The sequence below is a fragment of the Neorhizobium populisoli genome (assembly GCF_019430945.1).
GTDB classification, from domain to species: domain Bacteria; phylum Pseudomonadota; class Alphaproteobacteria; order Rhizobiales; family Rhizobiaceae; genus Neorhizobium; species Neorhizobium populisoli.
In genome coordinates this window covers 119188-141822 of the sequence record NZ_JAHYCB010000013.1, presented here as the reverse complement: position 1 = coordinate 141822, position 22635 = coordinate 119188, and the positions used below count along the sequence as shown (strand labels likewise).

Genomic DNA, 22635 nt, shown 5'->3' with positions numbered 1-22635 from the left:
CTCTTGCCCAAGAATTTCGACGCGCATCGCAATACCCGCATAAGACACGTCGCTAACGACGTCGTTAAACACGTGTCTTAGTCGATCAGGCCGTTAAGCGGCAGGCGGTGCCAATCGGGCGGTTACCGTGCAGCGTCGCGCGGCTTGCGTCTGCCGGTTCGCTTTCGCTCGCATTAGCGAGCTGCTCAACCTCGACCACCGAAATGGCGTAAAACCCGCGCCAGGTGCCGAAGGTCAACCTCTCTCGGACGCTCTTGAAACGCAGGATCCAGCTATCGCAGCAGATAATCACCGGGTTGATCCGCCGACGCGTCAATAGGCGGAGTGTCTGACCATGGTTCAGCTACAGAACCAAGCCGCAGCAGCACTGGTTGCCGTTGCGATTGTCGGGACTGTTGCTAAGGTCTGCTCTAATGGTTGCGCGCCGACTAACAGCTATTATCGCCGACAGCCGACATATCTGGAAACTGTCAGCATTCTCGGCAGCTCGACGTCGCGGGCAACCGGTGCGGCGCCCGGCTGCTGACGTTCGTCCCGGCGAATCTTCTCCAGCTATAGTCTCGCGGAGGACAGTTTCTGAGGAAGCCTCGAGCGCAGTACTAAACCGCATGAAAGCCGCGCAACCACGCGGCTAAGTGCGCTTCCTCGGTCTTCAGATAAGAGCACTGGGTTATCGGTAACCCTTGCAACCCGGTCGCTCTACCTTGGTCATGCGATAAGCGATTTCCCCAGCTGATGCTCTCCTGTTTTTTAGTGGCCTCATCAAGGCAAAGGGCTCCCACAGCTTGAAGTTCGATCAACTCAATCGAAGACGGATTTTCGTGCCTCGGTAGCGACCTGCGTTACAATTCCGATAAGCCGGCCTGCCGGACTCATTAGCTCTGCCACTGTCCCGCGAAGTGCATCTTCCCGATGAATACTTTACGATCGCTCTCATCGCGGACATTCACTGTGATCTCAACCGCCTGCTCGCCCGGCATCTCATCTCGTGCCAGATCCGACACGATCCTGGCAGCTACTTTCCTTACAGTTTCAGGATCCAGCAGTTCAACGCCTTCGTCGTCGCGCATCGGGCCTTGGCCGTTGACGATGTCAAAGAAATACCTGGGCATGCGACACCTTTTCGCTTTGAGCAGATCAGACGCAAAAACAATCTAACTCCTAAAATCGTTCCTATGCCTGGGCTTCGCTGGCCCTACCATCGCAAACGGACCAGTCCCGCCTCTGTCGGCGCAAAGCCGCATCCGCGGTAGAACGAGATGAGATGTGGTTCGAAATCGACATGCAGCCAGACCGCACCTCGATCACGAGCGGCCTGTCTTGCTTCCTGAATCATCCTGGTCGCAATGCCCTGTCTGCGGAGCCTAGGCGATACGCCAGTATCGAGGATGAAAGCATGAACACCGCCATCCCAAGCCACGTTGACGAAGCCGACTAAGCCTTGGTCGACATAGGCGCCGATATGAGCAAGGCTACGTGAAAGGATGTTCTGGAAGTCGTGGCTTGGAGGCGTGCTCCATGCTTCCAGCCAGAGCTTGTTCAAATCGTCGGCAGAAGGGAAGGGATCAATAACGATAGAATCCATGCAGCCTTCCTAGCATTTTCTCCCACCCCGCCGCCGATCGTCGCGTCACATTCAGAGTTTGCTAACCGAAGTGCTCAATACTCGAAACACGTTGAAGGCGAATGCGATGCGGGTTGCGGCAACCGAGAAAATCAGCTCCGGCAGGTCATTTCGAATGAACGTTTGGGTCGTGTCCTCAGGCCAGCACGTCGTGAAATTTCAAAAAATGAAATTGCTCGGCGGTCGTCCCGTATGGATCACGATAGGCGCTTCACAGAAGCATCTTCACCTGGAAATGCGCGATGTCTTCGCCGTCGAGCTATCGGGCATCGCTATCAAGCTGGTCTAACGTTCAAAAGATGCTCCAACCCTGGCGGCGGGCCGGCCCTGATGTGCCGCTCCTAAGCGTGGTCGAAGCTGCGCGGCGTTCTAACAACGACTCGGCTCGTCTGAGGTTAGGGCTTGCCGTAGAAATGATCGATAGCCCCCCAGCCAGATCGCTTGGCGCTCATCATCGAAGAGATACGGAGATACTACGATAGCCTGCCCGAGTTTGGCGGCAGTCTTGCCTTCCTGATGGATCGTCTGCACTTCGGTTCGCGGAAGCGGCGCGACTTCGGTGGGCAATGCGAAGGTGCTCATAACACCGTCTCCTACTGTTGAGAGCCATGTGGGAAACTGTCGTCCGTTTTCCCATATGGCTCTAAGTCCGAGTGCCTTAGGACTTTAGCCTTAACCGCTGGCCCTATCATCTTTCGTGGCTGTTTATTGGAAAAATGCTACGTCGGGCGGATCGTTTCCGGATAAAGAGCGGAAAGAGTTGCGCCCAACAGAAATGCCGAGCAGATTGCGATAAGGCCAATTGTGCCGGTTCTGCTGCCCATCCGGAAGCTACCGAAAAGGTTGTGGTCAAGGACCATTCCTCCTACACCAGCGGACATGACGAGCACCAGTAAAGCGATTTTCTGGCCTTCACTCATTTCATTCTCCCTGCCAAAATTTTCCGAGCAGCGGGGAAAGTATCACGCCTTTCACGAGGGAGCGGGTCAAAAGTCCTCGTCGCGCTCGAGCGGTTTTCGCTTCGCGAACATCGCTTTCCGCTGACCCGTAGGTGCCAGCCACGAAAGCCGAGATGAAATAGCTGGAGGAGTGTCTCGGCCAAGCCTTCCCCTGGCGGCTAGACCTACCTACGCCGGCCACTCGATCGCCTCTCGAAGGACCCGCTCCACCGTTGCAAGTTCCTCGGGACTGAGTGGCAGCGGAAGTGATCTCGGTAGTCGGCTGTCATGAAAATCTCACTCAGCGGTGTCGGCGATCGGGCCCAAGTCAGAGAGGTGACAACCCGATCGCCTGGTCGCGCAGCTGATACGAGCAACTGGCGACGAGGTAATAATGCCTAGAATTCCTAGGATCGCAAGCATCGTAGCGACCAACCGCCTCCGAGCGACTTAGCTTGAACTGATTATTTGCAGAATTGAAAAGGGCATGGGGAAACATGGCAGGGAGAGACGACATGCCGAATGGGGCGCCGCGCCGCGATCCGCCGGCGAGATCGATCGCCGTGCCGCGCGGCTTCTGGCGGTGTCTCCAAAGGTACGAACCAGAGGCGCCGAGCCCGTGATCCGCAAACTGCTAGCGGAGGATGCCGTGCCGGCCTCGGCGCCCGGCTCGGAACTATCGCGCTGGCAGAAAGCGAACGCTTTTGATCGGGAGCTGGAAGACCTGCCGCGGGAGAGGCGCTGGCGGGAATGGATGCTCCGGGTCGAGGCGGCGATCTTCGCCTCGACTGGAAAAGATTGAAGCATCATTCGGCTGATTGACGACCTCAGCGAGGAGTTGCGAGACCGGCCCTATGAACTCGTGTCGGTCGCCGGTGGCTGGCAGCATCGAACCCGGCCGGGGTTTGCCGAGACGATCCGAGCCTCGTCGGCGCCGAAAAGGGGAGGGACGGCAGCCCTCTACGAGTTCGAGGCGATGGTGCTGATGGCGGTTGATTATTTCCAGCCGGTCACCCTCGGCGAGCTGTGCGTGCCAGTTTTGGGACACTCAACGCACGCTTAGCGGAGCACCCCTTCGTCAACGGGTATGGCCTCGACACAGAGGAGCCATCGTCTCAATTCAAGATCAGGATCATCTCAGTGGCATTTCATTATGATTTCGGAGTCCAGCATAGCAACGGGCGCGTGCTCAAGCCGCTGAGGGTTCCGATCGCACCCGGCGGCGGAACGAATCTATGGGTTTCGACGTCTCCCCCCTTAGAAGATAGGCGCATTTATCCTATATCAAACGCTGAACCGGAGGATGTATGACGGATAGTTTAGGAGCAAAAGCAAGGACAGGGGTAGAGGGACTGGACGATATTCTGTTCGGTGGACTGTCGCGCCGTCACGTGTTTCTGCTCGAAGGCGCGCCCGGATCGGGTAAAACGACGATCGCCCTCCAGTTTTTGTTGGAGGGCGCCCACATCGGCGAGCGCTGTCTTTACATCACTCTTTCGGAGACCGAAGAAGAACTACGTGACAGCGCCCTGTCGCATGGGAAAGAGATCGGTCATCAGGTGGAGATCTTTGAGCTCGTTCCACCAGAAAGCCTCCTTGACGCCGATCAGCAACAAAGCCTTCTTTATTCCTCGGACCTGGAGCTCGGTGAGACGACAAAGCTCATCTTCGAAGCGTTCGAGCGGGTTAAGCCACACCGCGTGGTGATCGACAGTCTCTCTGAGATCCGGCTTCTTGCGCAAAGTTCACTACGCTACCGTCGGCAGATCCTTGCACTGAAGCACTTTTTCTCTCGGTCCGACGCGACGGTCTTGCTCCTTGACGACATGACATCCGACGCAATGGATAAGACCGTCCACAGCGTTGTGCATGGCGTGATCCACCTGGAGCAGCTGGCCCCGGACTACGGATCTGAACGTCGTCGACTTCGGGTCCTGAAATACCGCGGCCAGGCCTATCGTGGCGGCTATCATGACTTCGTTATCAAAACTGGCGGGGTCTCCGTTTTCCCACGTCTGCGCGCTGTCGAACACAAGTCGGGATTTGAACGGTCTCTTTTGGCAAGTGGCATCAGCGCGTTCGACGATCTTCTTGGAGGCGGCATTGCGCGCGGTTCCAGCACACTGCTGATTGGACCCGCTGGCACCGGAAAAAGCCTTGTCGCTCTGCAGTTTGTCGAAGCTGCGATCCGACGCGGAGAGCGGGCAGCAGTATTCGTATTTGACGAAGAACTTGGCCTGCTATTTGCCAGGACGAAGGAAATGGGCCTCGACCTGGAAACGTTGCGCGATCAAAAACTCATCCATATCGAGCAGGTGGATGCCGCAGAACTTTCCCCCGGCGAGTTTGCCCACCGCGTCAGAGACAGGGTCGCGAGTTTCAACGCCACCACGGTCGTGATCGACAGCATCAACGGATATCAGGCTGCCATGCCTGAGGAAAACGCATTGATCCTGCACATGCACGAGTTGCTGCAGTATCTCAACAGGCAAGGCGCCAATACGTTTCTCACAGTAGCGCAGCACGGTCTTGTCGGCGACATGAAATCGCCTGTAGACGTGACGTACCTTGCCGACACTGTCATCTTGCTGCGCTACTTCGAGGCGGAAGGTCGCGTTCGTAGGGCGATTTCGGTGATCAAGAAGCGGACCGGCCAGCATGAGGATACGATCCGGGAATACAGGATTGGCAGTAACGGACTAACGCTGGGAGAGCCGCTATCCGGGTTCCAGGGGATTTTACGTGGGGTTCCCGAGTTGATTGGGGGCGGTCACTCCCTGCTTCGAAAACTTAACGAGGATGGCAGCGATTCCTGAGCGTGATGTCATTGCCCTGGTCCACGCCCCGCTGGGCCGTGACGCGAAGATCGCTGCATCCCTGCTGCTGGATGCAGGAATCGTCGCCAATGTTGCCCCTTCGCTGGGCAACCTGGTCGCGGAATTGCGGGAAGACACGGTCTTTGTGGTCGTCACCGAAGAAGCCCTCCGGTCGGCCGACCTGCGTCCACTCGTATCATGGATCGAGACCCAGCCAAGCTGGTCCGACCTTCCATTCATTATTCTGACGGCGCGTGGCGGCGGCCCAGAGCGCAATCCCGCCGCCGCGCGGCTTTCCGAAGCCCTCGGTAATGTCAGCTTCATCGAGCGGCCCTTCCACCCGACGACATTTATCAGCGTTGCGCGGTCCGCGATGCGCGCTCGACGCCGCCAATATGAAGCAAGTGCCCGCATGGAGGCGCTCGATGAAGGGGAACGCCGGCTTGAAACGGCACTGGAGGCTGGCCGACTGGGGACGTGGGAGCTGGATCTCGGAACGAGAGTGCTGACGACCTCATCGACGTTCAGGAGAATTCTCGGGTGCAGTCCCCAAGATGACCTGACCTATGACGATTTGATCAAGGCTATCCACCCTGACGATGTGACGCGCATGCAGGAAGCTGTGCGCAATGCATTCGAGACGGGTGTCGATTATGCTATTTCCTACCGCGTTATCTGGCCCGACGGCTCCATCCATGGGTTAGAAATTCGCGCGCAACTCCACCGTGATCGCGTGGGCCGGCCTCTCAAACTGGTCGGAGTGGCAGCCGACATCACGGAGAGGCTTCGGGCCGAAGAGCAGCAGCGTCATCTCAACGAGATGCTCGAGGAGCGCGTGACGGAGCGCACGCGCGAGTTAGAGGAGGCGCACCGGCTTGTACTGGCCGAAGTCAGTCAGCGCGAGCGAGCCGAAGAGCAGCTCCGGCAGGCCCAAAAGATGGAAGCCATCGGGCAACTCACGGGCGGGGTCGCCCATGACTTCAACAACCTCCTGATGGCCGTGCTTGGCAACCTTGAACTTCTCCGTAGGCATGTGGCTGGTGATGCCAAAGCGACCCGTTTGATCGACGGCGCGCTGCAGGGCGCGCAGCGCGGCGCTTCGCTCACCCAGCGTCTACTTGCCTTCGCTCGACGACAGGATCTCCAGGTCTGCCCAGTAGATCTGACTGGACTTGTCGCAGATATGAAGGATCTCTTGCAGCGCTCGGTCGGATCTCGCACCGTCGTAGAAGTGGCCGCGAGCGAGCACCTCCCACCGGTTTTGGCAGATGCCAACCAGGTCGAGCTGGCCCTCCTTAATCTTGTCGTCAACGCCCGCGACGCCATGCCGGATGGTGGGGCGATACGCATCGAGCTCAAGCAAGCAGAGCAGAAGATGCAATCGGATTCACTTGCGCCGGGTAGCTATGTCGTCCTGTCGGTCTTCGATGAGGGCATGGGTATGGACGCTGCGACGCTCCAGAAGGCGATCGAGCCGTTCTTTTCCACCAAAGAGCTTGGCAAGGGCACCGGTCTCGGCCTGTCGATGGTCCATGGGCTTGCATTGCAGCTCCAAGGTCGATTGGTGTTGAAAAGCGCCTTGGGCGAGGGAACCACGGCGGAACTGTGGATTCCCGTTTCCACCGTCGAGATCGAGGAAAAACCGCAGGATGCCTCGTTGGCCGAACATCCTGCCGCCGCTGGGCCTAAACGGATCCTTCTGGTCGATGATGATGTCCTGATTGCCATGAGTTCGGCAGACATGCTCACTGACCTTGGCCACGAGGTCGTGGAAGCCCATTCCGGAAAAGAGGCGCTTGAGTTGATCGACGGGGGCGCCATCTTCGACCTTTTGATTACGGATTACTCTATGCCGGGCATGACAGGTGCGGAACTAGCTCAAGCTGTCCGCGAACGTTTGCCACGACTCCCGATCTTGCTGGCCTCAGGCTATGCCGATCTGCCGTCGGGCGTGGAGCTTGACGCAGCGAGGCTTGCAAAGCCGTATTCCCAGGACCAACTGGCTTCGGTGCTCGGCAAGATCTTGTAGAGGCCCAGAAGCGTACCGGCGTCGCTCACGTCAACGCCTTCCCGATTGAAGCGCTGCCGTCGACGTGCAGCGTCTCACCGGTGATAATCCGCGCCTTCGAACCAACGGCCTGATCTCAAGAGGAGGTGGCACTCCAGCTCCGGTGGAAGAGAGAGTCGGCGATGACGAATATGAGCGCCGCGAACGAGGCGGTTAAGGATGTTCTTGTAGGCGCTCAGCCGCGTTGCGCGCATCATGCCAAGGAGACCGCCTGCGACGCCCCCACCGATGAACTCGGCTGCCAGCCGCAGTCCACCAGTCCGGACGCTGCATAGTTGAGCGCGGTCGCCAGCCGGAACGCGCCGACGGAGAGGGGCGACGCGCCGATCGCGTTGATCATCGGCATGCCGGTCGCAAGCATCAAATCTGGCACGATCAGAAAACCTCCGCCGATCCCGAAAAGCCGGAGGCCGGTCCCGCGGCGAGCGCCGCGGCTGCGGTGACAAGGCACATCCCTAGGTCGACCGGCCGGTTTTAGCGGATGTCGGCTTCCTAGGCTTGAGCATCAGGGCGCCGACCACGACCATCAGAATGCCGAAAAGAAGGGATCAGGCGGTCTCCGTCCACTGCTTTTCCGAGGCTGGAGCCGGCCAGCGCGCCAAGGACGCCTAGCGCGGAGAAGACCAATGCGCACCGCCACCAGACGTGCCCCTTGATGGCGTGGCTCGCGGAGTTGGCGAAGGCGTTTACCGAGACCGCCAGCGCGCGTTGACAAGACGCTGCCTATGCCGAAGCTGATCCTGCACGCCCTGCAGGTGAACATCCGCGGCGGACGTCTGCCGGAGCCGGAAGCGAGCCGCAAGCGCTACCTCGCGCCGCTGGTCATCGGACGGGCCCTCTTCGGTCTCGGCTGGGGGATCGGCGGCTTCTGTCCCGGCCCTGCCGTCGCCTCCCTGTCGATTGGGACCCCAAAGACGGTGCTGTTTGTCGTGGCCATGCTGATCGGCATGACCCTTTACGACCGGGGATGGAGCAGAATTGGTCGGCATGCGGATGAGTGTCGAGGATTCAACTCGACCGTCAGGCCATTCCCCTGATATAGTCGAGGATCGCGTCGGCATTGTTGGTCGCGGTGGCTCCGGCCTTTTGTCGTATCGACCACCGGCTCGATGATCGCGCACTTGCCCGTGGCCGGGTCGGACACGACGTACTGGGACGCTCCAGGTCCGCTTGTCGAAGAAGCCTTTCACCTGCGGGCGCCTCGCAGCATGTTGCTTGAGCTATGCCGCAGCGGCGCTGGTGTCGAAGCCGTGGGCACGGCCGAACTCGACGACGTCTTCGGCAGCCATCCGCCCATCCAGAACCTCGCCGATCAGATACAGGCTGAGATGCGCATGGGCGCGCCCCGTTCGAAATGGCTTCTATCATTTCTTCCGTCTCTGAAAGACCCGCCCCGGCGGGGCGGGTCTTACCGGTCGTTTTTTAGAAGTCCATTCCGGCACCTGCCGACAGGGCCGGTGCGGCGTCCTTCTTCGGCTTTTCGGCGATCATCGCTTCCGTCGTCACCAGCAGACCGGCAACCGAGGCGGCGTCCTGAAGCGCGGTGCGCACGACCTTGGCCGGATCGATGACGCCCTGCGCATAGAGATCACCGTATTCGCCGGTCTGGGCGTTCCAGCCAAAGGAGAATTCGGCTTTCTCCCGGAGCTTGCCGACGATGACGGAGCCCTCCGCACCAGCATTCTCAGCGATCTGGCGAACAGGCGCTTCGATGGCGCGGCGGACGATCTCTATGCCAACCTTCTGGTCCTGGTTGCCCGTGGCAAGATTGTCGAGTGCCGCCACAGCACGAAGCAGCGCGACGCCACCGCCCGGCAGGATGCCTTCCTCGACGGCAGCGCGGGTCGCATGCAGGGCGTCGTCGACCCGGTCTTTCTTCTCCTTGACCTCGACCTCCGTCGAGCCGCCAACGCGGATGACGGCCACGCCACCAGCAAGCTTTGCAAGCCGTTCCTGCAGCTTCTCGCGGTCGTAGTCGGAGCTGGTCTCCTCGATCTGGGCTCGGATCTGGGCGACGCGACCATCAATGTCGGCCTTCGAACCGACACCATCGATGATGGTCGTATTTTCCTTTTCGATTGCCACCTTCTTGGCGCGGCCGAGCATGTTGAGGGTCACATTCTCAAGCTTGATGCCGACGTCTTCGGAGATGACAGTGCCACCCGTCAGGATGGCGATGTCTTCCAGCATGGCCTTGCGACGGTCGCCGAAACCCGGAGCCTTGACAGCCGCAATCTTCAGGCCGCCACGTAGTTTGTTGACGACGAGGGTCGCAAGCGCTTCGCCTTCGACATCCTCCGCAATGATCAGAAGCGGTTTGCCAGACTGGACGACGGCTTCCAGGACCGGGAGCATCGCCTGCAGGTTCGAGAGCTTCTTCTCGTGGATCAGGATATAGGGATCGTCGAGTTCAACCCTCATCTTGTCCTGGTTGGTGACGAAGTAGGGGGAAAGATAGCCGCGGTCGAACTGCATGCCTTCGACGACCTCAAGCTCGGTTTCGGCAGTCTTGGCTTCTTCGACGGTGATGACGCCTTCGTTGCCGACCTTTTCCATGGCTTCGGCGAGATACCTGCCGATCTCCTCGTCGCCATTGGCCGAGATGGTGCCCACCTGGGCGATTTCCGAGTTGCTGGTGATCTTGCGGGCGTTGGTCTTCAGTTCCTTGACGACGGCGTCGACGGCAAGATCGATGCCGCGCTTCAGGTCCATCGGGTTCATGCCAGAGGCAACCGCCTTGGCGCCTTCCTTGACGATCGCCTGGGCGAGTACGGTCGCGGTGGTGGTGCCGTCGCCGGCAAGATCGTTGGTCTTCGACGCGACCTCGCGCAGCATCTGGGCGCCCATATTCTCGAACTTGTCTTCGAGTTCGATTTCCTTGGCGACGGAAACGCCGTCCTTGGTGATCCGCGGCGCGCCGAAGGACTTGTCGATCACGACGTTGCGGCCCTTCGGGCCGAGGGTCACCTTGACGGCATTGGCAAGCACATCGACCCCACGCAGCATGCGTTCACGGGCGTCGCTGTTAAATTTGACTTCTTTGGCAGCCATTTGTCTAACTCCTCAATAGGCAGCTATTTGACTGATAGGATGTTTTGTAAGGAGAGCCCTTCAGGCAGCGATCTTCTGCTCGGCCTGGGCTTCGATGATACCCAGCACGTCGCTTTCCTTGATGATCAACAGGTCTTCGCCGTTGATCTTGATCTCGGTACCGGACCATTTGCCGAACAGGATGCGGTCGCCAGCCTTAACGTCGAGCGCCTGAATCTGGCCGGCCTCGTTACGCGCGCCAGTGCCAACTGCGACGACCTCGCCCTCGGAGGGCTTTTCCTTGGCGGTATCGGGAATGATGATGCCGCCCTTGGTCTTTTCCTGGGAGTCGACCCGGCGGACGAGAATGCGATCATGAAGCGGTCGGAACGACATGTTTTCCTCCGTTGAGCAAAAATGATGACGTTGAAGACCCAGGCCGGACCGGGTGACCAGTCCGGGCGGGTGCGAACCTCCCTCGAGCGTTCGCGGGCAAAATTTATTTTCGAGATTTTTCGATTTCAAGAGGGTTGGAAGAAAAAATTAGCACTCGATGGGGTTGGCTGCTAACATGCTGGAAAGGAACAAGAAATAGCGTCTGAACCCAGAAAACCATTGATGAGCGCAAGATTTTACGTCACCTTCGCAGTGTCACGAAACGGAGATGAAGCATGCAATTCTCGTCGGATCTGGAGCGTCAGCTCAACGGCTATGGGCTGACCACCGCGCATATCCTCTACCGCATTCCCGATTTCGAATCCGTCCTGCAAGCCTACATTTGGCAAGACTACGATCTCGCACCTGATTTTCCGGAGATGCATAAGTTTCTGGGCTTCTGGCAGGCGAAGCTCGACGGGCCTCTCCACTCAGTCCGCTATTCCCACCAGCGGCTGATCGGCCCGAACGAATGGCGCCGTGTCGAGGGCGAGTTCAAGCTTCACTGACCTCTTGACTTTGATTTTTCAGCTTCCTAGCTCATCGACAGCCCGAGACGTTGAACTCGGCGTGCTTCGATTGTGTATGGAGTGACACCTGCATGGAAGAGAATATCAGCATCATCAAGAGTGTTGGCATCGATGAACGCGAAGAGATCATCGTGGACTTTGCCAGATGGCTTGAGACCGCCTCAAAGGAAGCGCTGGTCTATGGAGAAGGGAAGTTCGCAATTTTGTCTGCCAGCATGGCAGAAGCAATGCGAGTTAATGCCGACGAAATTGCTCGCGATAAACCTGAGGCGGCCGAGCGTGTGCTGCAGCAAGCATACACGATGATGGCGCAGTTCAAGGCTGCGTATCCACATCGAGTTATCAGTCGATCCGTCCACTAAAGGGGCGATGAGGCAGACCTGTCGGCGCGTGGACAGGCGGGGCATTCCCCCGGCAAAGATGCGAGCGGATGAAGCCGAAAATTATTTGATCTCTCAGGGCGAATTGTTTAGCGGCACGAGATGCCCAGCGTGCGCGCTCGATCAGCGACTGGCCAACCTATGACATCGTCAGCTACCGGATCTCGATCGCAGTCGCAGGCTTTGCCCAGGACGATCTCGACATCACCTTCCAGTCCAACCTGATGACGATTTGCTCGAGACCTCTGAGAGGCGTGGCCTCCTTGCAGGACGCACCGTTTGGCTCCACTGGCCCGGTTCGATAACGATAGGAAGTCTCCAATTACGCTTAGGAAATTACAACCAGAAGATAAAAATCCAAGAACCTCAAAACTAACCGTTGACCTCTTGCGGTCATTCTGTTATTGATAGCTCATCGATCTTTTGCTTGCCGAGCTTTGTCTACCGCGCGATTGGCACCGCGCTTTAAGCGAACTTCCCTTTCAAAAATAGTCGGTTTTCGTCTGCGTGGCATCAGCTTCGCGGTCTCTCACTCTATGCTTAGAAAGGGTTCATCATGACCACTGGCACAGTAAAATGGTTCAATTCCACCAAAGGCTTCGGCTTTATTCAGCCTGACAACGGCGGCGCTGACGCCTTCGTTCATATCTCTGCCGTCGAACGCGCCGGAATGCGCGAAATCGTCGAAGGCCAGAAGATTGGCTACGAACTCGAGCGCGACATGAAGTCGGGCAAGATGTCGGCCTGCAATCTGCAGTCCGCTTAATCGATATCTGCTTCCCTTTGACCACGGATGTACTGGCACTGCCGGAAGCAATTATCAGTTTGAGGCCAGGCATAACGCCTGGCCTTTTTCGTTTGGTCTCATAGCCAATGTGGAGGAAATTCAATGACAGAGACATATAGTAAATCTCGCCAGCAGGCCGAGACCGCCTTCGGCAATCTCCAAACGGAGTTCTTCGCCAAGAACAATGCGGCGGAAGAGCTCGAATCCGTGGCCCAGGCGCGCGATGCCAAGACGTTCAGGCTGCGCGAAGCGCGCCTCGCCAAGGAGCAAGCCGACCGCATGTCTGCAAAATCTACGCTGCTTGCCAAACGATCCAAGTCCAGCTGATCATCCCAACTACTAATTTTAGGATAAAGATTTGAGACACGCCAGAACCAATGAACTCACCGACCGACGCTCCGCTACTGCAGACGCCAAGGCAGCTCTTCTGACTGCGTATAAGGCTGCAAAGACAGCGGCAGAGCCATCGCAAGCCGCCAGACAGGCCGAGCGCATCTTGCTTGTTGAAGCCCGGGAGGCGCGCCGTGCGGAACGGGAGCTACTGAAACTTGAGGAGCGCACCCGCCTCGAAACTTTTGCAGCCCGAGCGCAGGCAGCCATCGAGGCAGCGGCCGCGGCCGAGATTAAAGCGCGACAGTCCGCCGACAACGCCCGTATATCGCGTGTCGTTGAAGATGAGGCCGCCCGCAAGGCTGAACGCGACCGACGCTACGCCGCCCGGAAGGCCCGGCAGGCTTAACGTCCAGGCACCCACCCTTTGAGTGGATGCAGCCGTGCAATAGATCAGGGCGCGATATACGGTTGCGTTCGACGTCACTCATCCCTTAGGAGCCTTTGATGGCACCGGACACCAACGAGCTGCAGGCAATCAACACCGCCTGGCAAATAGCGATCCAGGAAATCCTGCGCATGGTCATACGGGACATGTACCATGGTGCTGGCGAAGCGGCCTTCAGCGCCCACATCAAGCGGATCGAAGAAGCGGCGGTCGACAGCGTTCAGACCGACTTGAGGCTCCGCGGGACCAGCGAATGGACCGAGATGCTGGTCAAGGAACGGGCCAGTAGTTTCATCACGACCCTTTTGACGTCCTTTACCTACGACCGTGCCTGATACCGGTAGACGCTGATCGAAGCGCTGATCTATAGCTTAGGCGCGCCTGCTTGAACTTTCTTATGGTTTGCGAGGTTGATCTGTCAGGAGGCTGCCTAAATCACCTCAACGTCACAGCGAAAGCCGAGCAGTCGGGCATGGATGAACACAGCGTAGAACGCCTCGCAGCCATCGTCGAGTCATCTTTCGACGCCATCATAAGCAAGGATCTTTCCGGCACGATTGTCAGCTGGAATAAGGCTGCCGAACGTATGTTCGGCTATGCGGAAAGCGAAGCGGTCGGACAGCCGATCTATCTGATCATACCTGAGGACAAACGGGATGAGGAGACGGATATCCTGCGCCGGCTGAAGCTGGGAGAGCGGATCGAGCCGTTCCAGACGACCCGGCGTCATCGAGACGGGCAGGCGGTTCCGATTTCGATCACCATTTCCCCAATTAAAAGCCGGACCGGAAAACTTGTCGGGGCATCGAGCATTGCTCGGGATATCTCGGAGGTGCGCGAAAGCGACCGCCGGCTCCGCCTTTTGATGCGGGAGATCAATCACCGCGTTAAAAACCAGTACGCCGTAGTCCTGGCAGTCATCAGGCAAACAGCAGCACGCGCCCGATCAATCGAAGAGTTCGAGAAGCGGGTCCGTGAAAGAATCATGGCGCTTTCGCATTCGCATGATCTTCTCTCGCAGGTTGATTGGGCTGGTGTCAGCCTTGCCGAACTCGTGGCCCACCAAGTCCGACCTTTTGAGGCGCTCCAGCCGATCCAGGTTCTTGGCCCGAAGATCGTGCTGGACGCCAACGCCGTCCTCAATCTTGGCATGGCCTTCCACGAGCTGATCATGAATGCGATGCGCTTCGGAGCCACCAATGTTTGTGGCATATCGGTGACTTGGGGGCTGACGAGCGTCGAGGGCGGCGACCTATTCGAGCTCGTCTGGTCTGAGCCAGCGGTGGCTTACGCCGAATTGCTTGGGCACGAGGAGGGTTTTGGCGCCTTGGTCCTTGGTAAGCTGGTGCCCTCCGCCCTGTCGGGCCATGCAAAATGGAGTTTCACGGACGAGCGGATCGTCTGGAAGCTGACAGCGCCGCTTGCGCACATCCAGGTCGGGCTGGGGTCTTCGGTCTTCCCCTGACTATCCACGGTGGGCAGGCCGGCTAGATGTCCGCATCATCTGCGCACTTTGTCGAGCGATCCCAGCCAGATCCGGTGAACCGCTTCACCGGCATGGCGCTCTAGAAATCAGGATTCCTTTAGCTCCCCGCCATCCGGCGTGATAAGCACCGAAGGAATATGATCGTGAGTTGCAAATGACAGAAGCTGAAGAAAAGCCGATAAGCGCCGAAACGGTTGCCGACCTTCCACATCTTGGGGAGGCGTTGGATGATGATCGGTTCCGGCAATTCCTCGACCACGTACCGTTCGGAGTGGCCGTAGCGGAACTCACGTCGCATGAGGTGCTGGTTTACGCCAATATTGAATTCGAACGTTTGATAGGCATTTCGGTTGATGTGTTGCAGGGCAAGCCATGGTCATCGCTTCCGCTGGTGCGCTCGGCGAGTGGAGACCAGGATCTCGCGACTGCCATTGTGGTAGGTGAGGAGTATCTCGGGACGTTTGCGACATCTTCAGGGACGGAGCCTCACATTGACGCCTGGTCGAATACAATCGTCAATGACGCTGGAACCCCTCTCTTTCGTCTTCTCGCTATCGCGACCGCGAACGGTGGAGAGACCGGCACTGACTTGGCCGCCACGCTGGCGGAAAAGGACGTGCTGCTCAAGGAGTTGCAGCATAGGGTCAAAAACAATCTTCAAATGATCACAGCACTGATCCGTATGGAAGCTCGGAACGCGCAACATCCGGATGAAAGCGCGCGGTTTAACCGACTTGCAGGCCGGGTAGACGCGCTGACGATCCTCTACCGTTCTCTGTCCGATATAAACGCGGACGAGACTGTCGACCTCGGGACATATTTGAGCCAGATCGCTTCGGCGGTCATGGCCGCACATGCAGTTCAGGGTATTCGGCTTGACATGAAGGTCGACACCTGGCCCGTCTCCGTCAATATTGCGATGCCGGTCGGCTTGGTCGTCAACGAACTGATGACGAACGCGCTCAAACACGCATTCAAGGATCGTAAAGGCGGTGAGATTGTCCTGCGCTGCGTCGTGGATGATGCGGGCTGCAGGATCTCGGTTGCAGACAATGGCATTGGTCTCACCAACCCATCCGACTGGCCGCGGCGCGGTAAGCTCAGCGCGATGATCGTGCAGTCGATCAAGCAGAACGCAAGGGCGGATGTTCAGGTGGAATCCACGCCGGGGACCGGCATGAAGGTCACCATCGTTTTTGGAAAGCGAGAAGCAAACCAACCATAGAACGGCATTCATCACGCCGGGGAGCGATGGACACTCCATGGATATGCGGTAAGCGCTTTGTCCAGTTTCCCTTTAGTTGCGGGATTTCCGGCCTTTTCAAGGCCGCCGGTATATGCTGTTCGTTCGGGAGCATTCTTCGGTGAGGCAATACAAATCTCCCCGTGATTGCCGCTATGCAAGTTGAAGGCGCTTCACATCCTGCGCAGTGCCTCAAGTTCACGCTCGAGTTCGTCTCGGCTGGCGGTCGGTGGCAATTCGCGACGGCGTGTCATGGATGCAGGGACCTCACGACCAAGTTTCTGTTCTTCCAGTCGTACAACGTCTGCCGGCTCACGCTACCTTCTGAGCTACCGAGCGGGCGCTGTCGCTCCTGGCGCACAGATCAATCACGGCCGTTCGCTTCTGCTGCTCTGATCTGATGGTACCGCTTGAGTTGCCGGTGTGAACTCACCGCCTGTCGCGAGGTTGATATTCATCGATCCAAGCCGAAAGCTTTTCGCGGCTAGGGAAGCCAAGTGCCTCGATGGTCCATGCGAGGCAGCGGCCGTTATCCAGATAGTGTTCAACGGCAACCCTCTTTGACTCATCCGAATAATGCTGTTTGGTGATTACATAACCCGCCGACAAGTCATCGCCACGTGCGAATTCACGATACCGATGCTTCAAAGCATTCTTCGTCGGATAACTCAACTGACGGATGGTGGCATTCGCCCGTTTGCCCAGCTTGACATAGAGCTGCACAGCCCTCATGTGGTCTTCCTACGAATACATGAACTATCTCCTGTTAGTCCAAGTTTCGTCCGCACCGCCAAGGGGTCGACATTCCGAGCCGATTTGACAGGTTTGCGAAAGATTGCAAAAAAATGACTCCTGAGCCTGGAGAAGGAATTCTAACAGCTCCAAAATAAGGGCCAGCAGTATCAATCCGCTCCAGCGTTTCTCGGGAGGGGTTTAACGTACGTGCGCAGGTAGCTTAGGTCCTACGCGATTTTCGAGTTTAAATGGGAATCGCGGCACTACAGTCAGTTACACTAACCGGAGAAGTGGGCGCCGCGATTTCGGGGAGAACGAAACCTCGCATATCCCAGAAACAGGACTTGTCGCGGTAATCGTGTAATCAAGGCGGTCGGCAATGGGTCTAAGCTGGTCCACTGCGGCCTCTGACAGCGCACGCCGGATCATCGCCTGGCCCTGAGCCATCAGGACGCAGACCGCACCGACTTCGATCCCGAGGTCGAACTCTTCATCACGGCCCGGAAAGCGGAGCCGCACGTCATCGAAAATCTCAATCTTCCGCATCTTGTTCCCCTTCGAGAACAAGATTTGCTTGTGTCCGTTAATAAAGCGTCAACCTTCAATAAGAAGAAAGCACCTCTAAGAAAAGGCCGTCAAGAATTCCCGACGGCCATGACGGGGGTCTTTGGTTTTAGTCGCGGCGGATGCCAACTGTCCCGACATTCTTCACGCCGCCAGCGCGGTCGTCCTCCACTTCGACTTCGGTCTTGCGAACCGAGTCGGAAATCGTCTCCTGGCGCTGTTCTGCGGTTTTTTTGAGTGCAATCTCTTCCACTACGCGAGCATCCTTGGAGACGACCGCCTCTTCGCGGTGTTCCTCAGCTTCGATCGTGCGATCAACGAAGGCGTTTTCGTTGCCCGTCAATGGACGGTCTACCGTGCGGCGGGTGACTTCGACGTTCTCGTCGCGAAGCGTGACGCTTTCGCTGACCGGGGTCTCGGTTACGTAGGAGCGCACCCGGACGCGACCGTTGTTAACTTCGCGCTTGCCGATCCGCAGCTCTTCCTCAACGACAGGAATGACTTCCTCGTTGTCAGCTTCAATCGTTGACGAGCGGGCCGTACCGGTGCTCCGATCGTGAGACGAAGATGCAAATGCCTCGGTCGATCCCGAACGAGACCAGCCTTCGGATTCCCAAGCCTTGGCACGCTCGTCGATATCGATGCTGCCATCGTCGTCAAGGATGTCCAGCGCCCGGTCGTGCAGATCAAGAGGATATCCAGAGACCGTCAGCAGATAGCCGCCGCGGCGGATGCCCTCGGCATATGTCGTGCGATCGTCGTCGGCGAGGAAGAATTCTCCGAGCATCGCCCAGAAGCCCTTGTTCTCGCGGGTCGTCGTTGCGGTGTCGCCGTGGCCATCTGCGATGAGCTGAATTGCCGACCGGGGAATGCCGGCCTCGGCGAGTTTCTCGATCGCGCGTTCGGCTTCCGATCGTTCGTCGTAAAACGCGGTGATCGTATTAGAGTGGGAGGGCAAAGTGTTGTTACCGGTGTAAGCCATCAGCAATTTTCCTTCTGTGGTTATTCGCCAATGCGTTTGACGCTAACGGTTTGCTTCTTCAGTGTGACAGGCACCGAAACATCTTCAGACGTGACGATCTGCCGGATGCGGATCTCTTCAACGAGAACAAGCCGCTTTTCGATGACCATGATCTCTTCGACCACCGGGATGATCGTGGTGTCGCCTTCGACCCTGGTTTCAGGGACCATATCGATTTCTAGCTCAACCCGTTCCCTGGTGACCTCGACGCGATTTCCGGCCAACGTGGCCCGCGCCAGTTCCTCGACCTCGTTGGTTGAAGTCGAGACGCGAACACGTCCGGTCACGACGCGCTCCTTGTCCACGTTGACGCTTTCCTCGACGAGCTGAATTTTCTGATCGTTCTCGTCCGACATGGTCACCGCCTGTTTGCCAGGGAAGAACACCTAAGATTCCACAAGGTTCCGCGCCAGCCAGTGCTGGAGATCACTCGTGCCTCCGGCAACGACTGATAAGGCTCTACCGATTGTCGGGTGCTACATCGATTCTGAAACAGGCTCGGAGAGGTTCAAAGCTACCTGGCTGGGTCGTTTCAATAATGGCACGACGCCCCTACAAGGTGGCAGCCGTGGCGCTGGCTAACAAGATGGCCCGCACGATATGGGCGATTTTGGTCAAGGGCGGCACATACCAAGCGCCAGCGATGGCAGAGGCGTAGGAACAGATTCCCGGCGTTCCTGCGTCGGGATAAGCGGCAAGGTACAAGAGCGTGATGAACCCGAGGGGCGATACCTCGATGTCGATCAGACCGTCTGACTCACTGCGCCTTTAAGCGCGCAAGGTTGATTAGGCGATCGATATCGCGGATCTCATCGTGGCCAGCGGTCAATGACCGCGCTCACAGGCCGGACATATGACTGCACCGTCCGGAGGTGATTTGCGCTGAAAAACCTTGCCAACCGGGCCGTTCCACATATGAGTCAGACCCAAGATTGGACGCCGATAAGGGGCCAACATTCCGAGCCGATTGACAGACTGACGGACAAGTTGTCCGCGAAAGGTCACAAGTTGAAGGGCTGCGGCTCGCCAGAACTCGTAGACGAGAATGGGCAGGTGCTGTGATGGTTTCGACGGTTGAACTGTAGGCTCAACGGCTTTGCGGTGACCCTGTGGTGCAGCCAAACGTACCGCTACCTCTCGCCCGGTCAGCAATCGCCGGGCTTTTCAAGCCCATGCGGCCCACGCAAGTATCGCAAGAATAATCGCCAAGATGAGAATGAAATCGATGGTCATCTACAATAGGGAAAGGCTCGCTTGGGCGCGAGCCTTCATCAACATATGACACCGAGCGGGGGGCGGACCTGTATCGGGTTGCCTAACAGCTGGAGTCGAATAACGTTCCCGACCAACGAAAAAAGCTCGCACCAGAAGCGAGCCTCATCAACGTAAACTCATGCGTTCACCTGAGAGGCAGTCCGCTTTCCAGATGGCTCGATCGTAAAAGATGACGATCTTCCTTACGCACGGCAATTTGAGTAGAGCCGTTCTCCGGAAGGTAAATATCCTCGAGCTGCCTGAAGATTCTCGCGTCTGCTATTGCCGTATCGTCGTTCAGCAGATTGATCGGGATCGTTACCGGCCATGGCCCGTCGACGGAGGTGATCTCGAACATGTACGTCACAGCCATTTTACCTTTCCGCTTTCGTTTGTCGCGTGTTGGCGCCCGCAAACTGCGGCAGGTGAGAAAAGTTCGAGAAGCTTGGGACTTTGCGATCATCGAAGGGTGCGCGAACGTGGCTGAAGCTTCGGCCGCCATGGCGAGAAAGAATGTGGAGTTCCTCGGCTCTATGCCGAACTTCTTTCAGCTCAGGAACCGGCTTGCCTCTCTCGCCGCCTTTTCGAAATCACGACGCGCTTGCTCCGGCGTGACGCGATCTTCGAGTGCCGCTTTGCAAGAAATTTTTGCTTTGATGAACGGAGCACCGGCCATCGTTGGCCAACCTTCGGAGAGTAGGGCCAGAGCTTCGAATGGGCCAGTTACCTCGCGACGCGCGAAACCCGGCAACGCGACGACGACAGGTTTTTCCCAATTTCCGGTTACCACGTGCAGCTCCTTCGTTACGTCCGATATTGGATCCGATGGTGATAACCTGTTTTCTCACCCGCTGTACGCCTATGTCCGCTCCCGGACAAAGCGGCCTCGCCGATGTGCCTTGTGCAGGCCTCAAAGAAACGCCTCAGCGAGATCCTTTGAAATCGCCCTCGTTCATTTCTGAAGGATCGTAGTTCAGATCCCATTCCTTAACAGGTTTCTCACCTGGCGGTGTCTTATGCGCCGTAGCGTCCTCGGATCCGGTGATCACCGTGGGCTTGGCGCTTGCGACACCAGTGGATTTCGGATCCGCTTGTGACTTGGCGTACTGTCCTTTCGCATCCGCTTCTGGATTAGTCATATCAATCTCCTTTCGTTTTGCCGGCGTCGGTCACCTTCTCCCGTGACGGATCGTTGTTGTTCTCTCCGACCGCGTCACGATCTGTGTCGGGGTCGTCCACTGCCGGCAGATAGCCGCGCGGTCTCGTTTCTTCGGGTCCCTCCCACCGTGGTGACTGATCGGTGGTACCAGCTGCACCGGGATTTGGCTCTTTCATTCCCATTTGAGATCCTCCTGTTGGGGTTGATCGAACACGTAAGCCTCGCGGGAGTTCCCTTCGTCCTCGATGGATTTGCTCCAGATTAAAAAATCGAGGATTCCGGAAACTTTACATGTCCCGGCGAGTTGGCGCCGCCAATTACCAAAGGAGTTCAGCATGGCGAACGCTTCGAAAGCACATCGGTTCGGGATCGCAAGGCAAAGGGGACGGAACAGGGGCTATGACGGAACCCGACCAGGACGTCCTTCCGGAAAACATGGTGCTTTCCAACCGCGACAAGGCGCAGCACTCGCGCGAACGGGGATTGGACGGCAAGGCAATCCAGACTGAACAGCTTCATGATCATGACGCCAACAAAGATCCGGCTTGATAGGTGAAGACATGAGCAGCAGACTTCCGCCCGTTCGAGATGAAAACCGCAGTCCGAGGGGAACCGGTTCGTCGCCAGATCATCCGGCCAATCTGAAATCCCCAAAAGATCCGGCGGACAATCCCGATGAGATGGGGCAGCGAGGCAACAGCAAGGTCAACACGACCCATCAGGGTTATCAGCAGGGCCGCTAGCCCGGCGCGCCGGATACAAACCGGCCTGCGCGAGAGCCATGGAACACAGGGGGCTGCTTTAATGACCACACCTTTGGGGCGCGTTAGGATTGGGATCAGCGAAGGGGGGAACCAGAACCTACGTTCTGGAACGAGCCTCCGGTGTCGCGCTGGGGATCTTGACCCCTTACATGATAGGGGTTGGGATCTACCTGTTCGGGCGCGAACGGCAGTCTGTGGTCGACTCGATATCCACCTTCTGGGTCGGTCCGCCGCTGGCGGCGTTCATTATCTTGAACGCACTCCATATGGATATTGGTATGCGCACCATTACCGAGGACTATGTTCATAGCGGGCATCTGCATCGTCTGCATCTTTGCCATGTTGCTGATGATGTTCGAGCACGCTCACTCGCCTTGAGCGGAGGCAATGACAGCTACGCCAACCGACCTTGGTTTGCGGGACCGCCGATTTCGGTACGCTTCAAGACACACCTGCCCCGGTTGGAACTTCAAGCTGATGGGCTGGTTAGCCCGGCCAATATTGTCGTGAGGCCCAAATGTCCAGAAATGATGACCAGAAATCCTTCCCGACGCCGGCGATCGCGTCGGCTGGGGAAAAGGCGAAGTCACTGAACCTCGAGAAAGTCGACATGAGCCGGGCAGGTGCCCAAGGCGATGTCTACGTCTCGAAGGGGCGCTCGAGCACCTTCGTGTCTGCCATTCCAGACGCTAAAGAGAGCAAGGAATGAGTTCGGCCCCGGATCAGACGCCATCAGTGCGTGGCGCGGGATACTCAACAGATGCAGGCATCAACTTATACGCCTGGAAAATATCCGCACCCGGTAAGCCCGACGCCGAGAAGATTGGCAGCTTAGCGGAGCTCGAGAGCTTCCTGGATAGCTCTGGCCTTCCTGGAGCCTCTCCTTCCAAAGAGATCATAGCCCGCACCCTGCTGATGCAGTCAGGCGGTCAAGGATATTACAAATCAAACGCTGGTCCGGACGAGCGATGGACGCTGCTTTGGGTTCAGATCGGCGGCAAGTAGACTTGCAACAATCCCGGC

30 protein-coding genes and 7 pseudogenes are annotated in these 22635 nt (G+C 57.7%); 20 read left to right on the top strand and 17 right to left on the bottom strand.

Annotated features, from left to right (window positions below; all coding sequences use genetic code 11):
• Positions 1 to 85: 85 nt before the first annotated feature.
• The 3 genes from KX729_RS27795 to KX729_RS27785 all read right to left on the bottom strand — a co-directional run bounded on the left by KX729_RS27795 (position 86) and on the right by KX729_RS27785 (position 1585).
• Positions 86 to 238, bottom strand: a complete 153-nt coding sequence (locus KX729_RS27795; protein WP_219745723.1) for a hypothetical protein — start codon at positions 236 to 238, stop codon at positions 86 to 88.
• Positions 239 to 875: 637 nt separating this feature from the next.
• The gene (locus tag KX729_RS27790) at positions 876 to 1112 is read right to left on the bottom strand and encodes a DUF6894 family protein (RefSeq protein WP_219745722.1); all 237 of its coding nucleotides are present in this window, start codon (positions 1110 to 1112) and stop codon (positions 876 to 878) included.
• Positions 1113 to 1195: 83 nt separating this feature from the next.
• Entirely contained in the window at positions 1196 to 1585 is a 390-nt protein-coding gene (locus tag KX729_RS27785) for a GNAT family N-acetyltransferase (protein ID WP_219745721.1), read from the bottom strand.
• A 106-nt stretch (positions 1586 to 1691) separates the two neighbouring features.
• Here KX729_RS27785 and KX729_RS27780 point away from each other — a divergent pair, with 106 nt between their 5' ends.
• Positions 1692 to 1913 (top strand): hypothetical protein, encoded by a 222-nt coding sequence (locus tag KX729_RS27780; protein WP_219745720.1) that lies wholly within the window; start codon positions 1692 to 1694, stop codon positions 1911 to 1913.
• An 80-nt stretch (positions 1914 to 1993) separates the two neighbouring features.
• Here KX729_RS27780 and KX729_RS27775 read toward each other — a convergent pair whose 3' ends face one another.
• Positions 1994 to 2206, bottom strand: a complete 213-nt coding sequence (locus tag KX729_RS27775) for a hypothetical protein (protein WP_219745719.1) — start codon at positions 2204 to 2206, stop codon at positions 1994 to 1996.
• 137 nt (positions 2207 to 2343) lie between these two features.
• On the bottom strand, positions 2344 to 2544 hold the full coding sequence (locus KX729_RS27770; RefSeq protein WP_219745718.1) for a hypothetical protein: 201 nt from the start codon (positions 2542 to 2544) through the stop codon (positions 2344 to 2346).
• 505 nt (positions 2545 to 3049) lie between these two features.
• Here KX729_RS27770 and KX729_RS33780 point away from each other — a divergent pair.
• The 3 genes and pseudogenes from KX729_RS33780 to KX729_RS27750 form a co-directional block, all read left to right on the top strand.
• Positions 3050 to 3589 (top strand): annotated as a pseudogene (locus KX729_RS33780) (DUF1403 family protein); the annotation flags it as partial.
• A 280-nt stretch (positions 3590 to 3869) separates the two neighbouring features.
• The gene (locus tag KX729_RS27755; protein WP_219745716.1) at positions 3870 to 5378 is read left to right on the top strand and encodes an ATPase domain-containing protein; all 1509 of its coding nucleotides are present in this window, start codon (positions 3870 to 3872) and stop codon (positions 5376 to 5378) included.
• Positions 5362 to 7407: a hybrid sensor histidine kinase/response regulator gene (locus tag KX729_RS27750; protein WP_219745715.1), complete on the top strand. Its 2046-nt coding sequence runs from the start codon at positions 5362 to 5364 to the stop codon at positions 7405 to 7407. The genes KX729_RS27755 and KX729_RS27750 overlap by 17 nt, the downstream gene beginning before the upstream one ends.
• A gap of 115 nt (positions 7408 to 7522) precedes the next feature.
• Here KX729_RS27750 and KX729_RS27745 read toward each other — a convergent pair.
• A pseudogene (locus tag KX729_RS27745) lies at positions 7523 to 8151 on the bottom strand (sulfite exporter TauE/SafE family protein); the annotation flags it as partial.
• Between the two features lie 113 nt (positions 8152 to 8264).
• Between KX729_RS27745 and KX729_RS27740 the strand changes: the two are divergent.
• Positions 8265 to 8411: pseudogene (locus KX729_RS27740) on the top strand (DUF6691 family protein); the annotation flags it as partial.
• Positions 8412 to 8421: 10 nt separating this feature from the next.
• Here the strand turns inward: KX729_RS27740 and KX729_RS33775 are convergent.
• The 3 genes and pseudogenes from KX729_RS33775 to KX729_RS27730 all read right to left on the bottom strand — a co-directional run.
• Positions 8422 to 8735: pseudogene (locus KX729_RS33775) on the bottom strand (bifunctional sulfur transferase/dioxygenase Blh); the annotation flags it as partial.
• A 133-nt stretch (positions 8736 to 8868) separates the two neighbouring features.
• A complete protein-coding gene (gene groL / locus KX729_RS27735; protein ID WP_219745714.1) occupies positions 8869 to 10497 on the bottom strand; it encodes a chaperonin GroEL in 1629 nt (542 codons plus the stop codon).
• A 60-nt stretch (positions 10498 to 10557) separates the two neighbouring features.
• Complete coding sequence (locus KX729_RS27730) at positions 10558 to 10872, bottom strand: co-chaperone GroES (protein WP_219744882.1); 315 nt, start codon at positions 10870 to 10872, stop codon at positions 10558 to 10560.
• A 275-nt stretch (positions 10873 to 11147) separates the two neighbouring features.
• Here KX729_RS27730 and KX729_RS27725 point away from each other — a divergent pair, with 275 nt between their 5' ends.
• The 9 genes and pseudogenes from KX729_RS27725 to KX729_RS27690 all read left to right on the top strand — a co-directional run bounded on the left by KX729_RS27725 (position 11148) and on the right by KX729_RS27690 (position 16097).
• Positions 11148 to 11420 (top strand): usg protein, encoded by a 273-nt coding sequence (locus KX729_RS27725; RefSeq protein WP_219745713.1) that lies wholly within the window; start codon positions 11148 to 11150, stop codon positions 11418 to 11420.
• Positions 11421 to 11512: 92 nt separating this feature from the next.
• The gene (locus tag KX729_RS27720; protein ID WP_219745712.1) at positions 11513 to 11803 is read left to right on the top strand and encodes a hypothetical protein; all 291 of its coding nucleotides are present in this window, start codon (positions 11513 to 11515) and stop codon (positions 11801 to 11803) included.
• Positions 11804 to 11922: 119 nt separating this feature from the next.
• Positions 11923 to 12063 (top strand): annotated as a pseudogene (locus KX729_RS33770) (alpha-crystallin domain-containing protein); the annotation flags it as partial.
• Positions 12064 to 12377: 314 nt separating this feature from the next.
• A complete protein-coding gene (locus KX729_RS27715) occupies positions 12378 to 12587 on the top strand; it encodes a cold-shock protein (RefSeq protein WP_219745711.1) in 210 nt (69 codons plus the stop codon).
• Between the two features lie 123 nt (positions 12588 to 12710).
• Positions 12711 to 12935 carry a hypothetical protein gene (locus KX729_RS27710; protein WP_219745710.1) on the top strand — a complete coding sequence of 75 codons (225 nt, stop codon included), beginning with the start codon at positions 12711 to 12713 and terminating at the stop codon, positions 12933 to 12935.
• Between the two features lie 31 nt (positions 12936 to 12966).
• Positions 12967 to 13347, top strand: a complete 381-nt coding sequence (locus KX729_RS27705) for a DUF6481 family protein (protein WP_219745709.1) — start codon at positions 12967 to 12969, stop codon at positions 13345 to 13347.
• Positions 13348 to 13445: 98 nt separating this feature from the next.
• Positions 13446 to 13721 (top strand): hypothetical protein, encoded by a 276-nt coding sequence (locus KX729_RS27700; RefSeq protein WP_219745708.1) that lies wholly within the window; start codon positions 13446 to 13448, stop codon positions 13719 to 13721.
• A gap of 137 nt (positions 13722 to 13858) precedes the next feature.
• Entirely contained in the window at positions 13859 to 14851 is a 993-nt protein-coding gene (locus KX729_RS27695) for a sensor histidine kinase (RefSeq protein ID WP_219745707.1), read from the top strand.
• Positions 14852 to 15026: 175 nt separating this feature from the next.
• Positions 15027 to 16097: a sensor histidine kinase gene (locus tag KX729_RS27690; protein WP_219745706.1), complete on the top strand. Its 1071-nt coding sequence runs from the start codon at positions 15027 to 15029 to the stop codon at positions 16095 to 16097.
• Positions 16098 to 16274: 177 nt separating this feature from the next.
• Here KX729_RS27690 and KX729_RS27685 read toward each other — a convergent pair.
• The 4 genes and pseudogenes from KX729_RS27685 to KX729_RS27670 form a co-directional block, all read right to left on the bottom strand.
• Positions 16275 to 16847 (bottom strand): annotated as a pseudogene (locus KX729_RS27685) (IS3 family transposase); the annotation flags it as partial.
• A 276-nt stretch (positions 16848 to 17123) separates the two neighbouring features.
• Complete coding sequence (locus KX729_RS27680) at positions 17124 to 17396, bottom strand: hypothetical protein (protein ID WP_219745705.1); 273 nt, start codon at positions 17394 to 17396, stop codon at positions 17124 to 17126.
• A 127-nt stretch (positions 17397 to 17523) separates the two neighbouring features.
• Positions 17524 to 18396 carry a YsnF/AvaK domain-containing protein gene (locus tag KX729_RS27675; protein ID WP_219745704.1) on the bottom strand — a complete coding sequence of 291 codons (873 nt, stop codon included), beginning with the start codon at positions 18394 to 18396 and terminating at the stop codon, positions 17524 to 17526.
• Between the two features lie 20 nt (positions 18397 to 18416).
• On the bottom strand, positions 18417 to 18791 hold the full coding sequence (locus tag KX729_RS27670) for a YsnF/AvaK domain-containing protein (RefSeq protein ID WP_246617905.1): 375 nt from the start codon (positions 18789 to 18791) through the stop codon (positions 18417 to 18419).
• Between the two features lie 113 nt (positions 18792 to 18904).
• Here KX729_RS27670 and KX729_RS34865 point away from each other — a divergent pair.
• Positions 18905 to 19093 (top strand): annotated as a pseudogene (locus KX729_RS34865) (IS110 family transposase); the annotation flags it as partial.
• A gap of 741 nt (positions 19094 to 19834) precedes the next feature.
• On the opposite strand, the gene KX729_RS27665 reads toward KX729_RS34865, so the two are convergent.
• The 4 genes from KX729_RS27665 to KX729_RS33760 form a co-directional block, all read right to left on the bottom strand.
• Positions 19835 to 20047 (bottom strand): hypothetical protein, encoded by a 213-nt coding sequence (locus tag KX729_RS27665; protein WP_219745703.1) that lies wholly within the window; start codon positions 20045 to 20047, stop codon positions 19835 to 19837.
• A 189-nt stretch (positions 20048 to 20236) separates the two neighbouring features.
• Positions 20237 to 20479, bottom strand: coding sequence for a DUF982 domain-containing protein (locus KX729_RS27660; RefSeq protein ID WP_219745702.1), 243 nt, complete (start codon positions 20477 to 20479; stop codon positions 20237 to 20239).
• A gap of 133 nt (positions 20480 to 20612) precedes the next feature.
• Entirely contained in the window at positions 20613 to 20828 is a 216-nt protein-coding gene (locus tag KX729_RS27655; RefSeq protein WP_219745701.1) for a hypothetical protein, read from the bottom strand.
• A gap of 1 nt (position 20829) precedes the next feature.
• Entirely contained in the window at positions 20830 to 21024 is a 195-nt protein-coding gene (locus tag KX729_RS33760) for a hypothetical protein (RefSeq protein ID WP_246617909.1), read from the bottom strand.
• Positions 21025 to 21247: 223 nt separating this feature from the next.
• On the opposite strand from KX729_RS33760, the gene KX729_RS34655 reads away from it, so the two are divergent.
• The 5 genes from KX729_RS34655 (at position 21248) to KX729_RS27630 (ending at position 22617) form a co-directional block, all read left to right on the top strand.
• Positions 21248 to 21397, top strand: a complete 150-nt coding sequence (locus KX729_RS34655; RefSeq protein WP_376776083.1) for a hypothetical protein — start codon at positions 21248 to 21250, stop codon at positions 21395 to 21397.
• Between the two features lie 11 nt (positions 21398 to 21408).
• Positions 21409 to 21591 (top strand): hypothetical protein, encoded by a 183-nt coding sequence (locus tag KX729_RS27645; RefSeq protein WP_219745699.1) that lies wholly within the window; start codon positions 21409 to 21411, stop codon positions 21589 to 21591.
• A gap of 89 nt (positions 21592 to 21680) precedes the next feature.
• Entirely contained in the window at positions 21681 to 22205 is a 525-nt protein-coding gene (gene sdhD / locus KX729_RS33755; RefSeq protein ID WP_312992235.1) for a succinate dehydrogenase, hydrophobic membrane anchor protein, read from the top strand.
• Positions 22130 to 22321, top strand: coding sequence for a hypothetical protein (locus KX729_RS27635; RefSeq protein ID WP_219745737.1), 192 nt, complete (start codon positions 22130 to 22132; stop codon positions 22319 to 22321). Before sdhD ends, KX729_RS27635 begins: the two co-directional genes overlap by 76 nt.
• On the top strand, positions 22318 to 22617 hold the full coding sequence (locus KX729_RS27630; RefSeq protein WP_219745698.1) for a hypothetical protein: 300 nt from the start codon (positions 22318 to 22320) through the stop codon (positions 22615 to 22617). The genes KX729_RS27635 and KX729_RS27630 overlap by 4 nt, the downstream gene beginning before the upstream one ends.
• Positions 22618 to 22635 lie beyond the last annotated feature (18 nt).